The following is a 19,938-nucleotide window of genomic DNA, read 5'->3' as shown; positions in this document are numbered from 1 at the left end:
AAATATTTTAAAAGTATAGAAAACTTTTTTCACGAAAAGCATTGATGATAACCCCACTTTCTGTGCCCAAAATTCGTTCAGTAAAATCGAAAATTGCCATAAATTTCCTTCTGAATTCCTCTGAATTATGATCAGCACTATCTATTCCCTGCAGAACCATGGCTGAAATTCCATTAAATGCTTTGGCCGCATCTTCTGGGTATGGGGTGTTGAAAATCCCCTCCCCAACACCCTGTTTAAATATACGAGCTAATGGTCCTACTGTTTGAAGAGGAATCCTTTGCTCGAATTTACGATGAAATTGAACGTTCTTTTCCTCATGAACATACTGCATTATACTTCTCGTATCATTTCTAAAGGAAAATGAAAACTGAAATATTTTAACCAGTTTTTCTAGGGCGTTTAAATCCTCCTCTTTTGATATTTTTTCCATAGATTCAACGATTATATTGATATATTTATCAGTTATTTCATCCAGAATTGCTTCTTTAGATTTGAAATAATAGTAGAAAGTACCCTGAGCCACACCCGCTTTTTTAACAATGTCTCTGACCATGGTATTCTCGTAGCCTTTCTCGAGAAATAATTGTTCAGCTATATCGATAAGTTCCTGGCTTCTTTTGTCTGGATTTTTAGTAACACGAATAGAATCATTCCTCCTTTTAAATGGTGACTATTCTGACGATTATTTTCCAGTTTTATTTATTATAGATTTTATTGCCCTTACTGAACTATTCAAACCATCTTCTTCGCGTATTTTAAGGGCTAAATTCTCAGCATTTTCAATTATAGATGAATTATCCAGAGTTTCTGTAATTGCCTTAGACATTTTTTCCACAGTAAGCTCCTTTCTAGGCATAGGGCGCGTTGCAACCCCCAGAGAATGAATCCTCTCGGCCCAGGCAAACTGGTCAAGCATATATGGCACTGGAATAGAAGGAAGGCCTGCTTTTAGAACTTCAGAAGTTGTTCCCAGACCGCAATGATGAACAACGCACGAAACATGGTTAAATAACCAATCATATGGAATCTCTTGAACCAAATAAATATGATCTGGTATTTCCCCAGCATAACTTTCTGTATTCAAAATAATAGCCCTTTCTTCTGCTTCCTTGACAGCTTCAAAAAGAAGCTTCATAAAAGAAATACTATCTTCTTCACTCCAACCTGCAGATCCAAAGCTAATGAATACAGGTTTTTTGCCCTTTTGAATGAATTTCTGAAGTTCTTTCGGTGGAGAATAGCTGGAAGATGTGTTCAAGTACCAATAACCAGAAATTAAGTTTCTGACTGTCCAGTTATCATTTTTCTTAATTACATGCTGACTCATTGGTAAAAGTATCAATTGAGGGTTTCTTGATTGGCTGGAGGGAGGAGCACCGATTTCTTTCCTGAATTGTTCATATTTTCTCCCCATCAGGAAATACAGGGCGATTTTTTCGGCAATTAATCCCATGTTTAATCTCATGTTTTTGGAAAATTTCTTCTCCGCCATGGTGGGATCGATAACCACGCTGATAAAAGGTTTGTTGGCTTTATCAGCTTCAGCTAAACCAAAACTACCATAGCCAACAATCAAATCATGACCTGGGCATAGATCCTGTAGTATTTTTGTTTGCTCTCTAACTCCTTTGAAAAAAAAGTTCGTCCCCAGTTTTGCTGCTTCCATGGTGGTTTTTGCCCTCATTATCTCCTGCAATTCATTTACTCCGTCATCAAGTTTGCCTTCAAGAGAATAACAATTAAGCCCATAAGATTTAGCTAATTGCTCGAATTGCTTATTTAGAGCTACTGTTACTTGATTTCCCTCATTACTTAGTGCTTTTGCCAGAGCAAGAAAGACTTGTACGTCACCTCGCACACCAATAACTGGTAAGAGTATCTTCATTTTTAAACCCCCTAAAGTCATTAAAATTACTCACGATTTTCTGGAAATCATTCAATGCACATATTATCTGAAACGATTGTTATTCCATGCTTATGAGTACTTTGAGTCTAATTTGTGAACTTTTGCTAACGCGAATTAATTCATCCCACTATTTGACTGATGTCAGTCAATTTGTTGAAATTTGTATATATAGTTTCTGGAAATAGATTAAAAAAATAACAAAAATATAAAAATTTTTATAGGATAACAAAAATATCGAATTCTTTTTTCCTGATAGATTAAAATCTTATTTATTAATTATTGTTCTACGTTATCTTCACCGCAAATTCTTCTGCATTTTTAAGGTCTTTGGCATTAGGCCTGCCTTTATTCATTCCCCCAAAGAGCTTGAGAAAACTATTGGTGTTGAATCCTTTACATTGAAATTCATCAACAATGGTGTAACCTTTTGATTCCAGTTTTTCCCTAATAGTGCGGTGATCTTTGGTTTTTTTGGATTTTCCCGTAATACCTGCAGTTGAAAAAAGGAATGCTTTCTTATCCATGACTTGGGGTAGCGAATCTGCAAGCTCAAGCAGAGATTCGTCATGTTTTGCACTGTAAATACCTGAGCCAAAACCCACCAGATCATATTCTTGAAGTTCTTCAGGGTTAATTTGCTGCGGCGTTTTTATTTCTGCATCAAGAACTTCTGAAAAGACTTTAGCTATCTGTTCGGTGTTTTGATGATGGTACGAATACAATACCAGTAGAACTTTCTTCGGCAAAGAATCTTTTATTTCATTATCATTTTTTTCCATTTTTACACCCATTTTATTCTATATTTATTACAACATTTCCCTTTTTGTGTCCTTGATCCACGTACCGGTGGGCCTCTACAATTTGTTCCATAGGATAGGTTCTATCAATGACTGGTTGTATATCTCCATTTTCAATAAGTTCTTGGAGGAAAATTAAGTTTTCAGTCTGGGGAATTGCTGTGCCACCAATCAGTGTCTTTTTGCTGGTTAATCCAGTTAATCGCATTCTAATACTGGTGGCCGGTGCAGCCACAACTTGAAGATAAGTTCCTTTCTTCTTTAAGGATCCCATACAACCAGAAAACGAAGCCATACCCACTGCGTCAAGAATCACATCATATTTTTCACCTTTTTGGGTGAAATCCTCTTTAGTGTAATCAATCACCTTATTGGCTCCCAATGATTTCATCAAATCAATATTTGCCGTACTGCACACTCCAGTAACCTCTGCCCCGAAGTACTTGGCCAGTTGAACTGCGAAAGTACCTACGCTGCTGAAGCACCGTAAATAAGGACTTTTTGTCCTTTCTGGATGTTAGCCTGTTTTATAAAATGCAAGGCAGTATTGCCTCCAAATGGAACGGCGGCTGCTTTTTCATAGGTCAAATTCACTGGTTTGATTGCCACGGCCATATCTTCATTTAGGCATACATACTCAGCATATGCACCACCAATATGGCCCGGATATGCAATAACCTGGTTCCCTTCCTTAAAACGTTTTACATCTTTACCTACCGATTCAATTTCACCTGCTAAGTCTGCCCCAAGTATATTTTTTCGGGGTCCTCGAAAACCAAGGGCTATTTTTGCAAGAAGCCAGAAAGAGAGAGGAACCCTGAAACCCCGCACCCGGGAATCCCCTGATGTAACTGTTGTTGCTTTTACTTTTATCAGTAATTCATTATCCCTGGGAACTGGTTTTTCTACTTCTTTAATCTTTAAAACTTCCGGTGGCCCGTATTTTGTGCATATGGCTGCTTTCATAATTTCCCCCTAATTTACTTAGATAATTTAATGAATCCATTTTTTCACCTTTTTTAAACTTTTTAATCATTTTTAATTATCATGTTCCACAGTTATGACCACATTCCCCTTTTTATGTCCTTTATCAACATACCGATGGGCTTCGATAATTTCATCTAGAATATATCGTTTATCAATAACTGCTTTTATCTTTCCCGCTTCAATAAGCTCTTTAAGGTCTTTGAGAAGGTGTATTGCATCTTTAGTCTTTATTTTTTCTGAAGAAGTATGAACATTGAGATAGATTCCGGTTTTCTTCAGAGATTTTTTAGCCTGTTTAGGAGGAATCTTAGCTACAGTATCAAATATAACATCATATTTCTCACTATTTTGGGTAAAATCCTCTTTAGTGTAATCAATTACCTTATCAGCTCCCATGAATTTTACCATTTCTAAATTAGTGGTACTGCAAACCCCGGTAACTTCTGCTCCCAGGGACTTGGCAATCTGTACGGCAAATGTTCCCACGCTACCTGAAGCACCATAAATAAGAACTTTCTGTCCATTCTGGATATTTGCCATTCGAATAATGCCCAAGCTTGTAATTCCCCCAGAAGGAATGGTGGCAGCTTCCTCAAAGGTCATATTGATAGGTTTTATGGCCAGTGCTCCGTCTTCAGGCATACATTTGTACTCGGCATATCCTCCAAAACCAGACCAAACTGTTGATGCAAAAATTTCGTCTCCTTCTTTAAAGAGGGTCACATTTTTTCCAACAGCTTCAATTTTCCCAGATAACTCCATCCCCAATATTGCTCTTTTTGGTTTTCTAATCCCCAAAAATATCCGTGCAAAGATTAATTGCCAGTGAGGGCCAGGAATATTTAAACTACGCATTCTGGTATCCCCTCGGTGTACTGTTGTGGCATGAACTTTTATTAGCACTTCATTATCATTAGGAATAGGTTTTTCTACCTCTGACAGTTCAAGAACATCCGGTGGCCCATATTTTGTGTATAAGATAGCTTTCATAGTCCTCTTGACCCCATATTTTAATCATTTAAAAAAAATAATAATCTAGAACTTAATTATTCTAGATTTAATTTAATTGAGCCAATCTTAGGTGCCAGGTAGTTGTATAAAAGTGCGATTAACGCGGTTCCTATGAAATACTGCACAAAGTTAGTTATGAAATCTGTGTAGTTTCCCGATAGAATGCCTAATAATCCTAATAATGCATATGTAATTGCTACAGCCAGAGCGGTTGGAATTACTGGTATATTTTTAATTTCATGTAAGTTTCCAGTGATTTGACTGAATTCTAACTGGATTTTAGATGCTCTAGTGGCTATATGGTTGTAGAATAGTGCAAACAAAGCGTTCCAAATAAAACCGAATACAAAGACCATGATTGGTAGTCCGATTATTAACATCAGGGACACTACGATACCCGCGGTTCCAAATGCTACACCTGTGGGCATGGCTGCTCCAGTAGCGTTGGTGAAATTAGCTGCTATTTGGCTTGCTTCAGGCAAGGTACTGAGGGTACTCAGTAATGAGAATACTGGTGAAATTACTGCTGCCAGAACTAATCCTGCAATAAAAGCCCATACTGCTCCAATAGCTGATAGTATCAGAGCATATGAAATAACCGGAATTTTCACTACATCTTTACCTTCTAATTCTAATTTGATACCGCCTAACCTAGGTACTAATGCATTGTAAAGCATTACTGAGAAAAAACTTATTACTATAGTACTGAAAAACGCACCTATGGGAAAGAGTATAATTATTGGTATTCCAATTCCAGTTACCACATTAAAATGCCCTAATTGGGGCATAATACCTGCAACTTGTATGATGCTGAGCGTTATTAACATCAATATTGCTGCAATTAATCCTAAAACTCCATATATTGAAGCTGACATCTTGGTAAAAGGTGTCAGTTTAACTGATTTAATTTCTTTTGCATCGATCATTTCTTAACCTCCATTTTAATCATTTCTCGATTAATTAATTCTTGTTTAACTCCTTAAAAGTAATTTTTCCAAAATTTCCTAAGATTTTCCTACGTTTTCCCTCCAAATTCATTCCTAATTATTCGTAGGTGGAATAGTATATGAATAAATAAAAACGAATTTAGACACTTATTTAAAATAAATAATTTAGTAAAAGAACCTTAAATAGAAAAATAACTAAATTAAAAAAGAACTAAGTACAAAAGGTAAATTAGATAGAAATATTATTTAATTTAAGATTTATTCTCTGGTTATCATTAAAAGTAAAGCCAGAGCTGTAAATTCAAGCCCTAAAAATATTAAAGGAAAAACAGCACTGATAATGGTTTCGGGAAGGTTGTATATGAAATAAACTGAAAATAATATGTTTTGAGCCAGGAAAAGCAATGAGAATAAAACTAAAGTTGTGGTGAATTTGGATTTTACTTTGAAGTATCGTTCTAAGTATACATATAGCATACCCACTAAAAGGCAGATATTAGCAATACTGGTTATTAAAGCTGAATACTTAACCAATATAAACAAAGTAGATATTATATTTGACAGCCCAAATAGATTAATTTCCATTAACATGTTTACACTTTTTCCGTTTTGATAAGATCGAATAACTATTCTTTAAATTCTATTCCTTAAATTCTTCCCAAATATCCAGGAAGAGATTATAATTTTTTTCCATCTCATCAGAGAGGAAATATAATGCACCATACTTTTCTCCCGTTGATTCAACCAATTTGTTTTCATTCAAAACATCTATATGGTGCCGGATAGTTTTATAGTCTAGTGAAAGTTTTTCTGCGAGTTTATTAGCATTATATGGTCTATTATTAAGTTCTAGTATTATTCTGCCGCGGTTTTCCCCACCTTTACTCCCGGCAATTAACCACCATAAAAACACTTTCTTCATAAGAACTCCTACTAAATGGATAGATGTTTAAATCTCAAATATTGTGATAAATTAATACCTTTCTCGTTATCCTATTCTGTTAGACTATTATTAAATATTTGTGCAGAATATCCACTCATAATCCTGTTTAACAAGGGATGAGAAAATCTTTTATTTTCCCTAGGCATACGTTTAAACCTATTATGTGATTGCAATTTCTAAGAATAAACCGGAATATTTTTAATTATATGGCTCAAAATAGGTGGGTTATTTAATATAATAGCTTTGGATAGGTGTTCTATATAGATATCAAATATCGACTTCTTTTTCATGAAATATTTAAAAAAATAATTTAAGAAGGATTTTCTTCATTCTCAACTTCCTCTTTTTTTTCTTCATCATCGGTGGTCATGAGTAAAGCTAACCAGCGGGTTTCCTCAAAATTATCCAGATACTTTATAACTACTATAGTCAAAGGCACGGCCAGAAACATTCCTATTAATCCCATAAGCCAGCCCCAGATGAATAAGGAGATAAATACTATGTAAACAGATATTTGAAGTCCTTTACCTGTGAGTTTAGGGAATACAAAACTTTCGGCAATGGTGTTAATTATCACGAACAGGATGGTGATACCCAATGCACCCCATATTCCATATTTGGCCCAGGCTATAAGAATAGGTGGTATGGCTGCTAGCATAATTCCAATATAGGGGATAAATCCCAAGACAAAGGTTAATATTCCCCAGAGGATGGCAAAATTTATATCAAAGAGTAAAAAAACACCGAAAAAGCCCACAGCTGCGAATAGGTTCACTTTTATCCGAATTACAAAGTATTCAATAAAGTCCCTAATCAGGTCAAAAGTGTTCTTTAAGGAGGGACTATCTTTACCAAACCCTTTTATAAGCCTGGATTTTACATAAGGCAGCTCATATATTAGAAATATAATGGCAAATAGTAAAAAGAACCCTATCTCTATAATACCAGCTATATCTTCAAAGGGTATATTGGAGAGGAGGAATTGGATGATTTGATTGGCATAAGTGGCCAGGATAGAATCAGGATCGATGGTTATGTTAGGTGCTGCTGCTGCCAACTGACTTAAACTATCCACTAGAATTGCCAATAGGCCCGCTCCTAGTACAAAGGTGGCCACTATGGTTATAAGAATAGATATATTGTAAGAAAATCCTTTCTTTTTAAGCCACATTAGAAACGGATAAATGAGTATGGCAATGAAAATAGAAATGAGCACTGGCCCCATGATTGGAGCAATGTATTTCATTCCTATAAAAGCTAATATAACCACGGCTATGATAACAATCTGATTCAAAAAAGGCGGTATTTTATATTCTTCAGTCATATTCTTCCCCCTATTTTTTAGATTCATATTTAATTAGTTATATTATTGATTGAAGTCTCAAATATATTTATTCTAACGCTTTTCAAAGGAATGTTTTCGAAAATCAGTAAATTTAGAATATTAGTGATGAAAATAAGCTTATTAATTCAGAATACTATTTTTTTTATATGTCGATTTATATTGTGATAGCAAAAATATCGAACTTATTTTTTCTGATTATTTTCAGAGGTTGATTTCAACTGTAATTTTTATAAAATTATTTCAAAAATAATATACAATTTAATCTAAGGCTTATGCCATAACGTATGGTCTTTGGGGTACCGGTCAGGAAAAATCATCAGAAAATGCATAATAAATGGTATAAATCTATATATTTTATTTTTTAATATTCAAAATTAAATTTAGTCAATAATTTTATTATAATTTTAAAGGATTTTCTAAGGAAGATTTTTAAAAATAAGTCAATTTAGAATTATATATGGGAATATAAGTATTAATATTCAATATTTTATTTTCTGATAGGTCGCTCTATATAGTGATAGCAAAAATATCGAACTTATTTTTTTCTGATTATTTTTCTAGTTAGTATTCTAAATATTTTTCCTAAATTAATTATCAATTTTAATTTAATGAATTATTAAATTCAATTTTATTATTTAAATTTTCTATAAAATTATAATATAACGTGTATTTTAATTTTATAGCAATCTAAGGCCCGGCCATTTTTTTCAGAAGTGGTTTGGGCCTTTTTTATTTTTAAATTCGTTATTTCCATTTTTATTTTAAGAATCATTAAATGTCCTTAAACAGATAAAAAATCTTAAATTATAGATTAATTCATTATATCCTGTGAAATTTTGATTCTTAAATTAATATTTTATCAAGGTGATTTTTTAAAATTATCAGTTTATTTAAAAAATAAGTATTTAATCATGCTTATTAAGTTCATTTTTTATTATTGCATCTGGATTTTTCAAATTTCGATACTTTACATATCCATAGAACCATCTTATGGACCATATCCAGTGAAAAGCGCTCCACCATAATACTCCAAGGTGAATGAATTCAATAGTCCCTAAAATAATGTTGAGAAGTGCTATAAGTAGAAATATTATTGGATTTCTAATAAAAAATGAGAATGTTCCAATAAAACTCTGGATACCGGAGGAATAGATTAATGTGGGCGGAACACCTAAAAATAGCCATAATAAGAGAGCAAAAAACCCGACTATTAATCTTAAGACAGCCCGAGTGGGAGATAATTGTTTATTCATCTTAGAAGATAATTCCATCTCCTTTTCCAATTCAGAGGAATATTTTTTTTCTTTCATAAATTATCTCATATAAATTGGAAATAGATAAATTCGGAAGAATAGTGAGCCCCATTCTTCCAATTAAAAATAAATTTCATATCCCTTATTCTTCAGGGGTTTCTAATTTTTCCAGTCTTTCCTCAATTTTTTCGAGTTTGTTATTGGTGGATCCCCGGTATGCATGGAATCTTTTTTCCAGATCGCTGATATTTTGTGTCGCAGTTTCAAATCTTTTTTCCAGTCCAGTAATATCATTTTTGGTGGCCAGTTCCCAGTCTTCTATCATTTGGTCACTTTTTTCACTCATAAACAGATCAATACGTTCTGATAAATCGTCGGTGGAACTAGAAGTGCTTACTTTGTCTTTAATTTTTCCACCCATATCTGAGACTTTTTCACCGACTCCAGAAACCTTTTCTGATACCCCAGAAACATTTAATTTTTCACTCATTCCCGACATTGTACCTTCTCCAGACACTTTTTCCCCTAAATTACTTGCTCCGCCTTGAACTTTTCCCCCGAAATCACTGGCCTCACCATATACTCTTTGTCCTAAACCCGTAGCATCGCTTCTAACCCTGCCCAGATTCAGTTCGCGGTTATTTTGTAAATAGGAATATAAAAGGACAGCCAGCACAGCTACTAAGGCCAGAATCACTAAAAATTCTAATGGTGTCATAAACTATTTTCCCCCTTATTTTTTAATGTATTCAAGTTTTTTATTCTTCTATTTCCCAAAGTAGTTTTTGGAATTTTTTGTTCCTAGTGCTTGATTCGAGACGTTTAAACCTGCTATCTACCTGTTTTGGAAGGCATCCCTTTTCATACATCAAATTAGAGATTATTTGCATTATTTGGGCCAGATTTTTTTCTTGGGCATTAGGTAAAGCTATGCTTGGGGATTCTTGAGGGTCCTGACCACTTCTAAAAAGCTCTTCTTTTCTTTGTTTGGTCAAGCTGTCAATGAATTCAACTTCTTTATTTAATTTTCTTACCCTTCTCCATTGTATAATGGCAATAATTACTCCAACAAGTACTATGATTGCTATTATTATGTAGAACATGTTTTGTGAAATTTCCATACTACCTATTAGTATATCTGTCCAAACTTTTTTAAATACTTATCTTTGTTTATTTTTTTATTAATCTGGTATTTGAGGATAGATCTGAGCTAGTTAAAACTATACAATTGTATTTGCTGAAACTCAATCTTAAATTGCCACTAACTTGACTTTATTTCATAAGAAGTTTTTCATCTGATAGAATATTCAAATAAAAGCCTATATTGTCTATTATAGGTTTTGTAATTCACCGTTTGATAGTGGATGAAAAATACAAAAATGATGAACTACAGTCGGCTATAGACATTATTGAGTCAAGTAAAGATGGTTTAGATAGTTCTATAAGCTTATTTGAACTGAAAAAACAATAAAATGCATTATTTTTATGCAAAATTAAGATTAAATTTGACTTTAGGGCCAATAACTTAATCTCCATTCCAGGCCTTATAACCCCCAATTAAATTATAAAGGTTATTAAATCCAATATTTTTCATGGTTTCTAGGGCCATGGCTCCTCTGCGGCCTGTTTTACAATAAACCAGGTATTTTTTATTTTTATCCAGTTTTTTCAAATTGTCAGAAAAATCAGGATCCGTGAAATCAAGGTTTTTGGCATTTTTTATATGGCCTTCTGCGAATTCCCATGGTGCTCTCACATCCAAAATGATTATTTCATCGTTTTGTATTAATTTTAGGGTCTCTGATGGATTAATATTCTTGATGGTGGACATTATATCACTATTTAACTGCTGTTTTTGACATTAGATGAGTATTATAATTTAAAAATTATTAAATGTTCTGAAATTTAATAATTGTTTATATTTTTAATAGATGCTTATTTTCCAAATATGCTCAGAAATAGTAAAAATAAAAATTAGATAGCAGGATTTAACCCAGGAAATCTTCAGGTAAACCCTGCTCTAGACATTTTTCCAGTACTTTTTTAATTTTCTTCTGATGAGGTGGCCAGGCTATGTACAACAAGCCCTTTAACTTCAACCAGGACGATGCTTCAGGGGGTTCTACCAGTTCACGCATTTGAGGAGTATCTGGAATGCCGGCCAGGTGAAAGATATTGCTATGGGCATCGGCATAATAAACCGACTCTGCAAATCCTTTACCAAGCAGTTCACCATCTAAATTCCTAATATATGCTCCTCCCTCTGAATACTGGGCGCCGCTGGCATTGTAACCGGTTTGGCCTCCCTGAACAATAGGGGTCAGGTTGAAGTGACGAATGTCTTCCGGAACCATATCTTGGAACTGGAATTCCCAGTGATCAGGATACCAAGTATTGGTGACGAAATAATCTTCTGGATGGGACGATTTAACACTTTTAACCCATTTATCGATTTTTAAAGTCCCTTTAGTATCCACTGGACGGTTTTCAGCATCAATAAACTGCCCCTTCACATCTACGGTCATCGTCCCTGGCGGGTGGGGCCCAGTGAGCCAATAAAATTCCAGGTTATTATCTGTATGGGGTGCATACATGGTCATTTCTCGATCTCCATCGAATTGGGCCATGAACCAGTCCCATCCTCTAGAATGTGATGGTTTATTCAGAACACTAGCGGCCCGAACCACCTTGCACCGGGAGTTACCCAGAGGTTCCAGGGCATTGCCCCACTGGTGGTCGAACCAGAACTTACCCTCTTCAAAGGTTATTTCTTCCCCATCCAGCTTTAAGGTGCTGCCTGGTTCCAGCTGGAGATTGGTGGCAGAATAATAGAGGGTCCCGATGTCACAGCAGCACGGAAGACATCCCTGGTTTCCCTGTAAGAGAAAGTCCTTATTAGAAGAGAACTTAAGATCCACTTCCATCTCCAAATCCTTTTCACCGCCCTGATTCACTCCCCAAGCCCGCACTGTGAGAGGAAATAGCTCATCTTTTTTCTCGGATATTATCTGGTTTTTCCCGGCTTCATAAGAAAAGGGTTGTGATTTGAATTTTAATAATCCAGTAGTACCTGCAATGGCGAAGGGTCTGCTCTGGAGGTGTTCTTCACCTGCTTTGGCTACGGCCAATTGCATCTCAAAAATCTGATTTTCCCAATCTGTTAAGCCAAAATAATGTGCTATATCTGGGGGTAGTAAAGAATAGTGATAGAATGAAACTAGAATGCCATAGTCCCGCTGTTGAGTATCCTGGCAGTTACCTACAAAGAAGTGCCAACCTACTTGATAACCCAGTTGAGGGGCAAAGTCTCGAGGAAACTCAATATTTGATTTTTCAGGAATTTTTTGGTAGCCGCGGCTGCTGTCCACTCCTAAAAGATGATTCATGGCATAAGCCTGCAGTGAACTTAGTGAAGAACAGTGTTTGAGAAGTTCTTGATACCGTTTCTGGTAACTGGGGGTGAATGAATCAGGATTATCTAATAAATCCTGTATTCTGTGCCTCATCCTATTACCAAATGCATCAGGACTGTTTTTATCGCTCAAAATACATTTTTTCACATCAGGTGATATTTTATCTGCATGGAATTCTTTCATCCACAGAGCCAGAGCAATATTTTCCTTTGTCAAATCATCCAAGTTATTAAAATCATCTTCTTCCATTTTTTAACCCCTGAAAATTTCAAATTAAAAAATAATAAAAATTTGTTAAATTTCTTATTTTACCAGAATATTTTTGCTAATTTCTCCCAAATTATCGCACCCGGTGAGTATCATAGCCCGACGTAAATCATCTTTAACATAATCTAAATACATTTTAACAGCTATTTCGCCACCAGCAATAGCCATTTGGGCCAGAGGCCTACCAATGAGGGCCACATCAGCACCTAGGGCTAACATTTTAAGCACATCAAAACCTGTACGCACGGCACCGTCGGCCATAATGGTGATTTTACCTGAAATAGCATCCGCCACATCAGGTAAAACCTCGGCCACGCCCTGACCACAATCCATAACTCTTCCTCCATGATTAGAAACGTAACAGGCACTGGCCCTGGAATCTACCACCTTCAGGGCGTCTTCACTACCCATAATCCCCTTAAAAATCACCGGTTTTTCCACAGAATCTACCAGTTCCTGCAGCTCATTTTCACTTTTACGGTACGCTCTTTTTTCCGGTGAGGTCCAGAAGGTGGAACCCGCCCCTTCTAAATCTACTCCCACAGCAATAACGTCCTTTTCTTCAGCCAGTTTAAAAAGCTGGATTAATTTCTGCTGGGATTGAGGTTTGAATATGGGGATGCCCCACCCTCCATTTTCTCCCACGGTGTTTACTCCCAGGTCTTCGGGAGCGGTTGGAGTGTTTCCAACTAGACCAACTGATCCAAAGGTTTTAGCCCCGTTTAACAACCCACGATAGAATAATTTTTCAGGAATGCTGTCATTTAAAGAGAGTTTTACTCCAGAAAGACTGGCCCCCATTATGGGAGCAACCAGATCCTTTCCAAAAATGTTTAAAGACATTTCTGGTTCGTGGTGGGCCTTAACCACTCTCATTTTTAAACGGTATTCGTGTAGGCTATTATAATTGGTTTCAAAGGTCCGAGATTGACCAGCTCCACCCATACCAATGGGAGCCCCGAATTTCTGGCCAGTACATATTCGATCTCTTTGTCCGTCGCAGATAGAGTAAACACCACAGGTACCTGTGAGCATTTTTCGAGCCAGGTTACGGTAATAATTTAAATCTGTGGTTTCAGCATTTTTGCCCTGATAGGCAGCAATTTTTAGAGCAAAAACATCATCACTTATCTGTTTGAGGAATGTTTTGGGCATTCCACACACTGGGCATCTCCAAGTGTCAGAAATGTTATCAAACGTAGTACCTGGCTCCAGAATGGCATTGAGGTCTCCTTTTTCATCATCATAGGCAAAAACATTGCAATAGGTGCACACATACTTCATATTTTCCCTCGGATTGCATTTAACTCTGAGAATAAAATTATTTTTTATCCTCCGATTTTTCTTTTTTTTCCATTAATTCCGTCTGTGACTGCCCTATAGCCATAATAGGGGGAACTCCTTTAGGGCAAACCTGGCAGCAGTTTCCATGGAAATCACAGGCCCACCAGCCATCAGGAATATCTGCTTTTGCCAGACGCCTATTATCTGCGTCACGGGGATCAATATGGAATCTATAAAGCTTGGCTAGAGCAGCTGGACCTAAATAATCTCTATTTTCTCCATCAACTGGACAGGCTCCATAACAGGCAGCACAGAGAATACAATTGGTATAAAGTTCCAGATCTGGCAAATCAGAAGGATCCATGAGATGTTCTTTTGTTGGCATAGATACTGTTTTAAGAACCGGTTCCACGAATTTGTAGGATTTAAAAAAAGCATTCCGATCTACAATAAGATCTTTAACAACTGGAAAATGGGGAAGTGGTTCCACCAGAACTTCCTGGGAGGGGTCCCAGCCCACTTTTTCTTCCAGTGCAGGATAAGGTGACAAAGCGATTTGCTGTTCTCCTTTTAAGAGAGATGCCACCTGGGTCCTACAGGCCAGCCTGGGAACCTTATTAATGAGCATGGCACAAGCACCACAGACCGCGCCCCGGCAAGAGTACTGAAAGGCCAGAGAATCATCAAATTGTTCTTGAATATGAAATAATGCTCTAAGAACTGCCATACCAGGTTCTTCTTCCAAAGAAAACATATCGTAATGGGGAGCACCCATTCCTTCATGATAACGGAATACTTTTAATTTCATTTAGTAAACACGCTCCTGGGGTTTAAACATACCTAGAACAACCGGCTTATAGGAAACTGAAATTTTTTTATTTTGTAAAGAGGTAAGGGTATGTTTAAGGAATTTTTTATCATCACGTGAAGGATAATCTGTTCTGGCATGGGAACCACGACTTTCTTCTCGTTTCATGGCAGCAAATGCCACGGTTTCTGCCAGTTGAACCAGATATTCTAGCTCTAATAAACGGATAATTGCCTGGTTCAAGGCCAGTTCTTTATTATCTATTTTGACCTGTGATAATTTCTTTTTAATTTCTTCTATCTCTAAGATGCCTTTTTCCATTACTACTCGGTCACGAAATATTCCGAATTTACTGGACATAGTCTTATTTAAGGACTCTTTAATTTTGAACTGATTTTCACTGGTCTTTCTAGATAATATATTTTTTAGTTTACTATCTATTTTCGTAATGGCCTTTTTCAGGGGTTCCAGATTTTCCTGTTCTTTGTTTGGGCCTTTAGAAATTTCTTCTATTATTGCATCACCCACCAGTCGCCCAAAAACAACAGTTTCTAATAGTGAATTGCCTCCCAATCGGTTGGCTCCATGGACACTTATACATGCACATTCACCTGCTGCATAAAATCCTTTAAGAGATGTTTTCCCATCTTTATCTGCATCAATTCCTCCCATGGAATAATGCTGCCCTGGCTGGATTGGTATTGGTTCATTAATTGGGTCCACTCCAGCAAAATCAATAGATATTTGCCTTATACCTGGTAAACGCTCTTTTATAAGTTCCTCACCCAGATGGCGCAGATCCAAATGAACATATCCTCCTTTAAATCCTCTTCCCTCAGCAATCTCGATGTCTATGGTTCGGGCCACCACATCTCGAGGCGCCAGATCCAATGAATTAGGAGCATAATTCTCCACGAAACGCTCCCCATTTTTATTAATAAGAATGCCTCCTTCACCACGGGCCCCTTCGGTTATCAAAATATTTGTTCCATATAGTGTGGTAGGGTGGAATTGGATAAATTCCATATCTTTTAAGGATACTCCAGCATTTAAGGCTAATGATTGTCCATCACCTGTATTTATAAGGGCATTGGTGGAACTATTAAATAATCTACCAAACCCTCCGGTGGCCATAAGCACAGCTGATGCCTGGAAGCCATGAACTTTCCCAGTACGAATTTCCAGGGCAGTGCAACCCACACAATACTCATTTTCAGTTACTAGTGAAGTTACAAAAAAATCTTCATATATAGGAATATCTATTGATATGACTTGTTCATACAAGGTATGGAGCGCATTATGCCCGGTTCTATCTGCAGCATAACATGTTCTTGGAAAACCAGCTCCCCCAAATGGCCGCTGAGCAATTTTACCATTTTCTAAGCGTGACCAAGCAGTTCCCATGTGTTCCAATTCAATAACTGTTGAGGGGGCCTCTCGACACATTATTTCCACGGCGTCCTGATCGGCCAGATAGTCAGATCCTTTTACCGTGTCATAGGCGTGAATTTTCCAGTTATCCACGGTTTCGTTTTCACCAGGAACATTGGCCAGGGAAGCATTCATTCCACCCTGTGCAGCCACAGAATGAGAACGCAGGGGATGAACTTTACTGATTATGGCCACTTTTAGCTGAGCATTAGACACTTGCAGTGCAGCTCTAAGTCCAGTAAGGCCGCCGCCTATTATAATAACATCATATTGATGAATATCGGACAAAATATTCTTAGAAATAATATCTTTTTCATCATCTAAGCTTGAAATACCGTTCTTTTTTTCTTTTTCCTGCGAAGGACATTCTTTTTCTAATTCTTCTAATTCAGAATAGGATATTTTTTCTTTTTCCAGGGGTTTAATGTCCAATTCACCATCTCCTATTTTTAATTAAAAATCAAAATTATCGTATGGTAAAATATATTAAAAAATTAGATTAATATTAAAAATAGTGGTATTTCAATTCAATCATCTGTCAGGGGTAAATTGCTGACTTTCCAGGCCACAAAGCCACCTAAAATGTTATAAACCTTTGAAAAGCCGGATTCTCGCATTTTTCCCATAAAATACTCTCCTCTTACTCCAGATTTACAATAAATTACGTAACTCTTATTTTTATCCAGTTTTTCCACTTTTTCCTGGAAATGATGGCCGTCATAATCTAGATTCTGGGCATGGGGTATGTGTTCTTGTTGAAAGTCAACATGAGGCCTTATATCCACGATACTAATTTCAGAATCTTCTTCCATTAATTTAAGTGCATCTTTAGGGTCTATGGTTGTAAAATGAGACATGATAAAAACTCTTTTAAAAATCTTAATTATATTATGTTTTTCATCATTAGTAATTTTTTTGCTTGTGATGGTTTGAAACTATTTTTGAAAAAAAGGAGTATTATATGGTTTGGGGACATGAACAGCTCGTTTATCTCTGTTTAAAAATTATTTTTACACTGGCAATGCATGACTGATGGGGCAATAAAAATTTTCTTAATTTACTACAATTTTATTAACAAAATATTAAATATCTTCTAAAACATACTATTATTAGTTTAAATTCCTAAGTTATAATCTTAAAATCCTACTAGGTGATTAAATTAGAGTTTTAGTAAATTCTTTAAACTTCTAATTTCAAATTATAATTAAAATTCATATTCTAATTTGAGTAATGCTAAATTGCATGCAGGGGTTGAATAATATAATAGATCCAAATCTCATGGCCATAATTATGCCCTTATCCTGGGCTGCAGCAGTTAGTCCCACGGCATTGTCCGTTTTCTTGATTATGGTGTCTATTACGGATAATCCCAAGCTTTCAGGATTCTCTTTTTATTTGGGAGCGATATTCGTACTTTTATTAACGGTATTAATCGGATTTTTAATGGGAAATGCTCTCCAAAATACGGGTCATGCCGACCCGGCCACCATAGCATCCATTGACATATTTTTAGGTGCTATTTTAGTTCTATTGGGGTTAAGAAGTGCTTTTTCTAAAGGAAATAAAAGAAATAGCTCTTTATTCGAGTACCTTAAGATTGATAAAAAAGCAAGTAAATTTGCCCAGTTCCGTCGATATTTCACAGTTGGTCTTTTAACCTTTTTAATTAATTTTAGTACAGCTATATTTGTTTTAGCCGCTGGAAGACAAATTGGAATTGCTAAAGCAGGACTTTGGGCGGATATAGGTGCAGTAGCTGTCTTAACCATCATCACTTTAATCGTGGTGGAAGTTCCTCTATTCTTCTTCTTGGTGTTCCCTAAAACTGCCCAAAGAGTTACTCAACCCCTGAACCATTGGCTTTTTAAGCACACTAATTTGGTCATGGCAGCGTTTTTACTATTTATTGGGGGATTGGTCATTTATAATGGTCTTTCTCGTATAGGAGTAACCTGATAACAAGTAAAAATTCTTAATATGTTTATAATAACTCAAACCTAATTATAACAAAATTATAAATTATTTATTTTAATTTATTCTTCATTAATTTGATATAATATTAAAATGAATTATTAATTATGGAATTCATACTTAATCCCAATGAACTCAAAGGCCCCTGTAATCTTTCATTAACTATCAATAGTGGCCAAACTTCTCAACCAGCATGGGGTGAGAAAAATGGGGTTTTTCAGGAACTAGTTTTAATTGATAATAAACCATGTCTTTTAAAAGTGGCTGAAAGGGATGATTCATTAATAATTAATACGGAATCGCCTAATAAAATTTCAGAAGCCGCTATAAAACAAGAGATTAACCATATATTCGATCTTGATTTTGATTTAAATCATTTCTACGATTTTTTAAGAGAGGATCCTAATTTGAAACCTACCATTGAATTCTGCGGTGGAATGAGATTATTCATGGCTCATGATCCATTTGAATGTATAATTTCATCAATATCCTCGGCCAACTGTTCCATTGTGAGATGGAGCCGTTCCATTAGAGATATAAAGAGTAAATGGGGCCAAGAGTATTCACCTGGCCTTGAAAAATTCTATACTTTTCCTTCATCAAAAATAATCTCTCAATTACCGGAACACGACCTGGAAGAGATGCAGAGATGTGAAGATCACCTTTCTGAAGATTTTGAATTTACTAACAATCTTCAATCTTGTGGTGTGGGTTATAGGGCCAAATACATCATTAAAGCAGCTGAAATGATTCAAAACGAAATAAAACTAGATAAATTGGCTAAGATGAGTTATGAAAATGCATTTGAAACCATTCTAGAACTGCCTGGTGTAGGCCCTAAAGTGGCCGATTGTATTTTACTGTATGGTTTTGGTATGGGGGAAGCATTTCCAGTGGATGTATGGATAAAAAGAATAATTTGTCACCTATATTTTGATGGAAAAGATATTTCGGTTCCTAAAATACGGGAATTTGGCATGGATCAGTTTGGTGAATATGCAGGTTACACTCAGTTGTATTTATTCCACTATGCCCGTAAATCTGGACTTTTGGATAAATTAAAACCATCTAAAAGTTGATTATATTCTCTTACTGTATTTTATTTCCTGGAATTTAATCTTAAATGTGGCACCAGGGCTTTTTTGCATTTGTAGACTTCCATCTAGCTGGTTTATAAGGCTGGATACCAGTTCTAGGCCGAGAGTTTCTGAATGTTTTAAGTCGATTTCTGGAGAAATACCTACTCCATTGTCTTGTATAACCAATTCAAATTCATTTGATGCATTTTTATTAAATTTAATCCGAATTTCACCAAGTTTATTGTCGGGAAATGCGTGCTTAAGACTGTTACTCACCAGTTCATTAATTATCAATCCACATGGTATGGCGGTATCTATCCCTACTTTAACTTCTGCTATATCCACGAAAATATCTAAATCATGCCTTCCATAATTCCGCACCAGATCATCCACTAAATGCTGTGTATAGCTTGACATTTCTACTTGAGCTATATCTGATGAGCGATAGAGCTTTTCATGCACTAGGGAAATGGATCGCCAGGATTGTCTTCTA

23 protein-coding genes are annotated in these 19,938 nt (G+C 35.9%); 3 read left to right on the top strand and 20 right to left on the bottom strand.

Annotation, left to right across the window (positions count from 1 at the left end; genetic code table 11):
• Window positions 1-7: 7 nt before the first annotated feature.
• The 13 genes from Q7I96_10930 to Q7I96_10870 all read right to left on the bottom strand — a co-directional run bounded on the left by Q7I96_10930 (window position 8) and on the right by Q7I96_10870 (window position 10,313).
• Window positions 8-598 (bottom strand): TetR/AcrR family transcriptional regulator, encoded by a 591-nt coding sequence (locus Q7I96_10930; protein ID MDO9628116.1) that lies wholly within the window; start codon window positions 596-598, stop codon window positions 8-10.
• 87 nt (window positions 599-685) lie between these two features.
• Entirely contained in the window at window positions 686-1,888 is a 1,203-nt protein-coding gene (locus Q7I96_10925) for a glycosyltransferase (GenBank protein MDO9628115.1), read from the bottom strand.
• Between the two features lie 305 nt (window positions 1,889-2,193).
• Window positions 2,194-2,688 (bottom strand): flavodoxin family protein, encoded by a 495-nt coding sequence (locus Q7I96_10920; GenBank protein MDO9628114.1) that lies wholly within the window; start codon window positions 2,686-2,688, stop codon window positions 2,194-2,196.
• A 13-nt stretch (window positions 2,689-2,701) separates the two neighbouring features.
• Window positions 2,702-3,124 carry a zinc-binding dehydrogenase gene (locus Q7I96_10915; protein ID MDO9628113.1) on the bottom strand — a complete coding sequence of 141 codons (423 nt, stop codon included), beginning with the start codon at window positions 3,122-3,124 and terminating at the stop codon, window positions 2,702-2,704.
• A 50-nt stretch (window positions 3,125-3,174) separates the two neighbouring features.
• A complete protein-coding gene (locus Q7I96_10910; protein MDO9628112.1) occupies window positions 3,175-3,672 on the bottom strand; it encodes an alcohol dehydrogenase catalytic domain-containing protein in 498 nt (165 codons plus the stop codon).
• 72 nt (window positions 3,673-3,744) lie between these two features.
• The gene (locus Q7I96_10905; protein MDO9628111.1) at window positions 3,745-4,683 is read right to left on the bottom strand and encodes an NAD(P)-dependent alcohol dehydrogenase; all 939 of its coding nucleotides are present in this window, start codon (window positions 4,681-4,683) and stop codon (window positions 3,745-3,747) included.
• 56 nt (window positions 4,684-4,739) lie between these two features.
• Window positions 4,740-5,630, bottom strand: coding sequence for a hypothetical protein (locus tag Q7I96_10900; protein MDO9628110.1), 891 nt, complete (start codon window positions 5,628-5,630; stop codon window positions 4,740-4,742).
• 279 nt (window positions 5,631-5,909) lie between these two features.
• Window positions 5,910-6,242, bottom strand: a complete 333-nt coding sequence (locus tag Q7I96_10895; GenBank protein MDO9628109.1) for a hypothetical protein — start codon at window positions 6,240-6,242, stop codon at window positions 5,910-5,912.
• 49 nt (window positions 6,243-6,291) lie between these two features.
• Window positions 6,292-6,573: a winged helix-turn-helix domain-containing protein gene (locus Q7I96_10890; protein ID MDO9628108.1), complete on the bottom strand. Its 282-nt coding sequence runs from the start codon at window positions 6,571-6,573 to the stop codon at window positions 6,292-6,294.
• 331 nt (window positions 6,574-6,904) lie between these two features.
• A complete protein-coding gene (locus tag Q7I96_10885; protein MDO9628107.1) occupies window positions 6,905-7,918 on the bottom strand; it encodes an AI-2E family transporter in 1,014 nt (337 codons plus the stop codon).
• Window positions 7,919-8,844: 926 nt separating this feature from the next.
• On the bottom strand, window positions 8,845-9,249 hold the full coding sequence (locus Q7I96_10880) for a hypothetical protein (protein ID MDO9628106.1): 405 nt from the start codon (window positions 9,247-9,249) through the stop codon (window positions 8,845-8,847).
• An 85-nt stretch (window positions 9,250-9,334) separates the two neighbouring features.
• Window positions 9,335-9,910 carry a hypothetical protein gene (locus tag Q7I96_10875; GenBank protein MDO9628105.1) on the bottom strand — a complete coding sequence of 192 codons (576 nt, stop codon included), beginning with the start codon at window positions 9,908-9,910 and terminating at the stop codon, window positions 9,335-9,337.
• A gap of 40 nt (window positions 9,911-9,950) precedes the next feature.
• Entirely contained in the window at window positions 9,951-10,313 is a 363-nt protein-coding gene (locus Q7I96_10870) for a hypothetical protein (GenBank protein MDO9628104.1), read from the bottom strand.
• A 203-nt stretch (window positions 10,314-10,516) separates the two neighbouring features.
• Between Q7I96_10870 and Q7I96_10865 the strand changes: the two genes are divergently transcribed.
• On the top strand, window positions 10,517-10,663 hold the full coding sequence (locus tag Q7I96_10865; protein MDO9628103.1) for a hypothetical protein: 147 nt from the start codon (window positions 10,517-10,519) through the stop codon (window positions 10,661-10,663).
• Window positions 10,664-10,717: 54 nt separating this feature from the next.
• Here the strand turns inward: Q7I96_10865 and Q7I96_10860 are convergent, their stop codons facing one another.
• The 6 genes from Q7I96_10860 to Q7I96_10835 all read right to left on the bottom strand — a co-directional run bounded on the left by Q7I96_10860 (window position 10,718) and on the right by Q7I96_10835 (window position 17,252).
• Window positions 10,718-11,023: a rhodanese-like domain-containing protein gene (locus tag Q7I96_10860; protein ID MDO9628102.1), complete on the bottom strand. Its 306-nt coding sequence runs from the start codon at window positions 11,021-11,023 to the stop codon at window positions 10,718-10,720.
• 157 nt (window positions 11,024-11,180) lie between these two features.
• The gene (locus Q7I96_10855) at window positions 11,181-12,854 is read right to left on the bottom strand and encodes a lipocalin-like domain-containing protein (protein MDO9628101.1); all 1,674 of its coding nucleotides are present in this window, start codon (window positions 12,852-12,854) and stop codon (window positions 11,181-11,183) included.
• A 54-nt stretch (window positions 12,855-12,908) separates the two neighbouring features.
• Window positions 12,909-14,156 carry an alpha-hydroxy-acid oxidizing protein gene (locus tag Q7I96_10850; GenBank protein ID MDO9628100.1) on the bottom strand — a complete coding sequence of 416 codons (1,248 nt, stop codon included), beginning with the start codon at window positions 14,154-14,156 and terminating at the stop codon, window positions 12,909-12,911.
• A 37-nt stretch (window positions 14,157-14,193) separates the two neighbouring features.
• A complete protein-coding gene (locus Q7I96_10845; GenBank protein MDO9628099.1) occupies window positions 14,194-14,964 on the bottom strand; it encodes a succinate dehydrogenase/fumarate reductase iron-sulfur subunit in 771 nt (256 codons plus the stop codon).
• Entirely contained in the window at window positions 14,965-16,827 is a 1,863-nt protein-coding gene (locus Q7I96_10840) for an FAD-binding protein (protein ID MDO9628098.1), read from the bottom strand.
• Between the two features lie 95 nt (window positions 16,828-16,922).
• Window positions 16,923-17,252 (bottom strand): rhodanese-like domain-containing protein, encoded by a 330-nt coding sequence (locus tag Q7I96_10835; GenBank protein MDO9628097.1) that lies wholly within the window; start codon window positions 17,250-17,252, stop codon window positions 16,923-16,925.
• Between the two features lie 385 nt (window positions 17,253-17,637).
• Between Q7I96_10835 and Q7I96_10830 the strand changes: the two genes are divergently transcribed.
• Together Q7I96_10830 and Q7I96_10825 are read left to right on the top strand one after the other, a co-directional pair.
• A complete protein-coding gene (locus Q7I96_10830; GenBank protein ID MDO9628096.1) occupies window positions 17,638-18,351 on the top strand; it encodes a GAP family protein in 714 nt (237 codons plus the stop codon).
• A 122-nt stretch (window positions 18,352-18,473) separates the two neighbouring features.
• Window positions 18,474-19,445 (top strand): DNA glycosylase, encoded by a 972-nt coding sequence (locus tag Q7I96_10825; GenBank protein MDO9628095.1) that lies wholly within the window; start codon window positions 18,474-18,476, stop codon window positions 19,443-19,445.
• On the opposite strand, the gene Q7I96_10820 is transcribed toward Q7I96_10825, so the two are convergent.
• A complete protein-coding gene (locus Q7I96_10820) occupies window positions 19,446-19,916 on the bottom strand; it encodes a sensor histidine kinase (protein ID MDO9628094.1) in 471 nt (156 codons plus the stop codon). It abuts the gene before it with no gap.
• Between the last annotated feature and the right edge of the window lie 22 nt (window positions 19,917-19,938).

It is taken from the genome of Methanobacteriaceae archaeon (genome assembly GCA_030656015.1).
Lineage (GTDB): Archaea > Methanobacteriota > Methanobacteria > Methanobacteriales > Methanobacteriaceae > UBA349.
The sequence above is the reverse complement of the archived record's forward strand: the minus strand, read 5'-3'. Positions and strand labels throughout refer to the sequence as shown.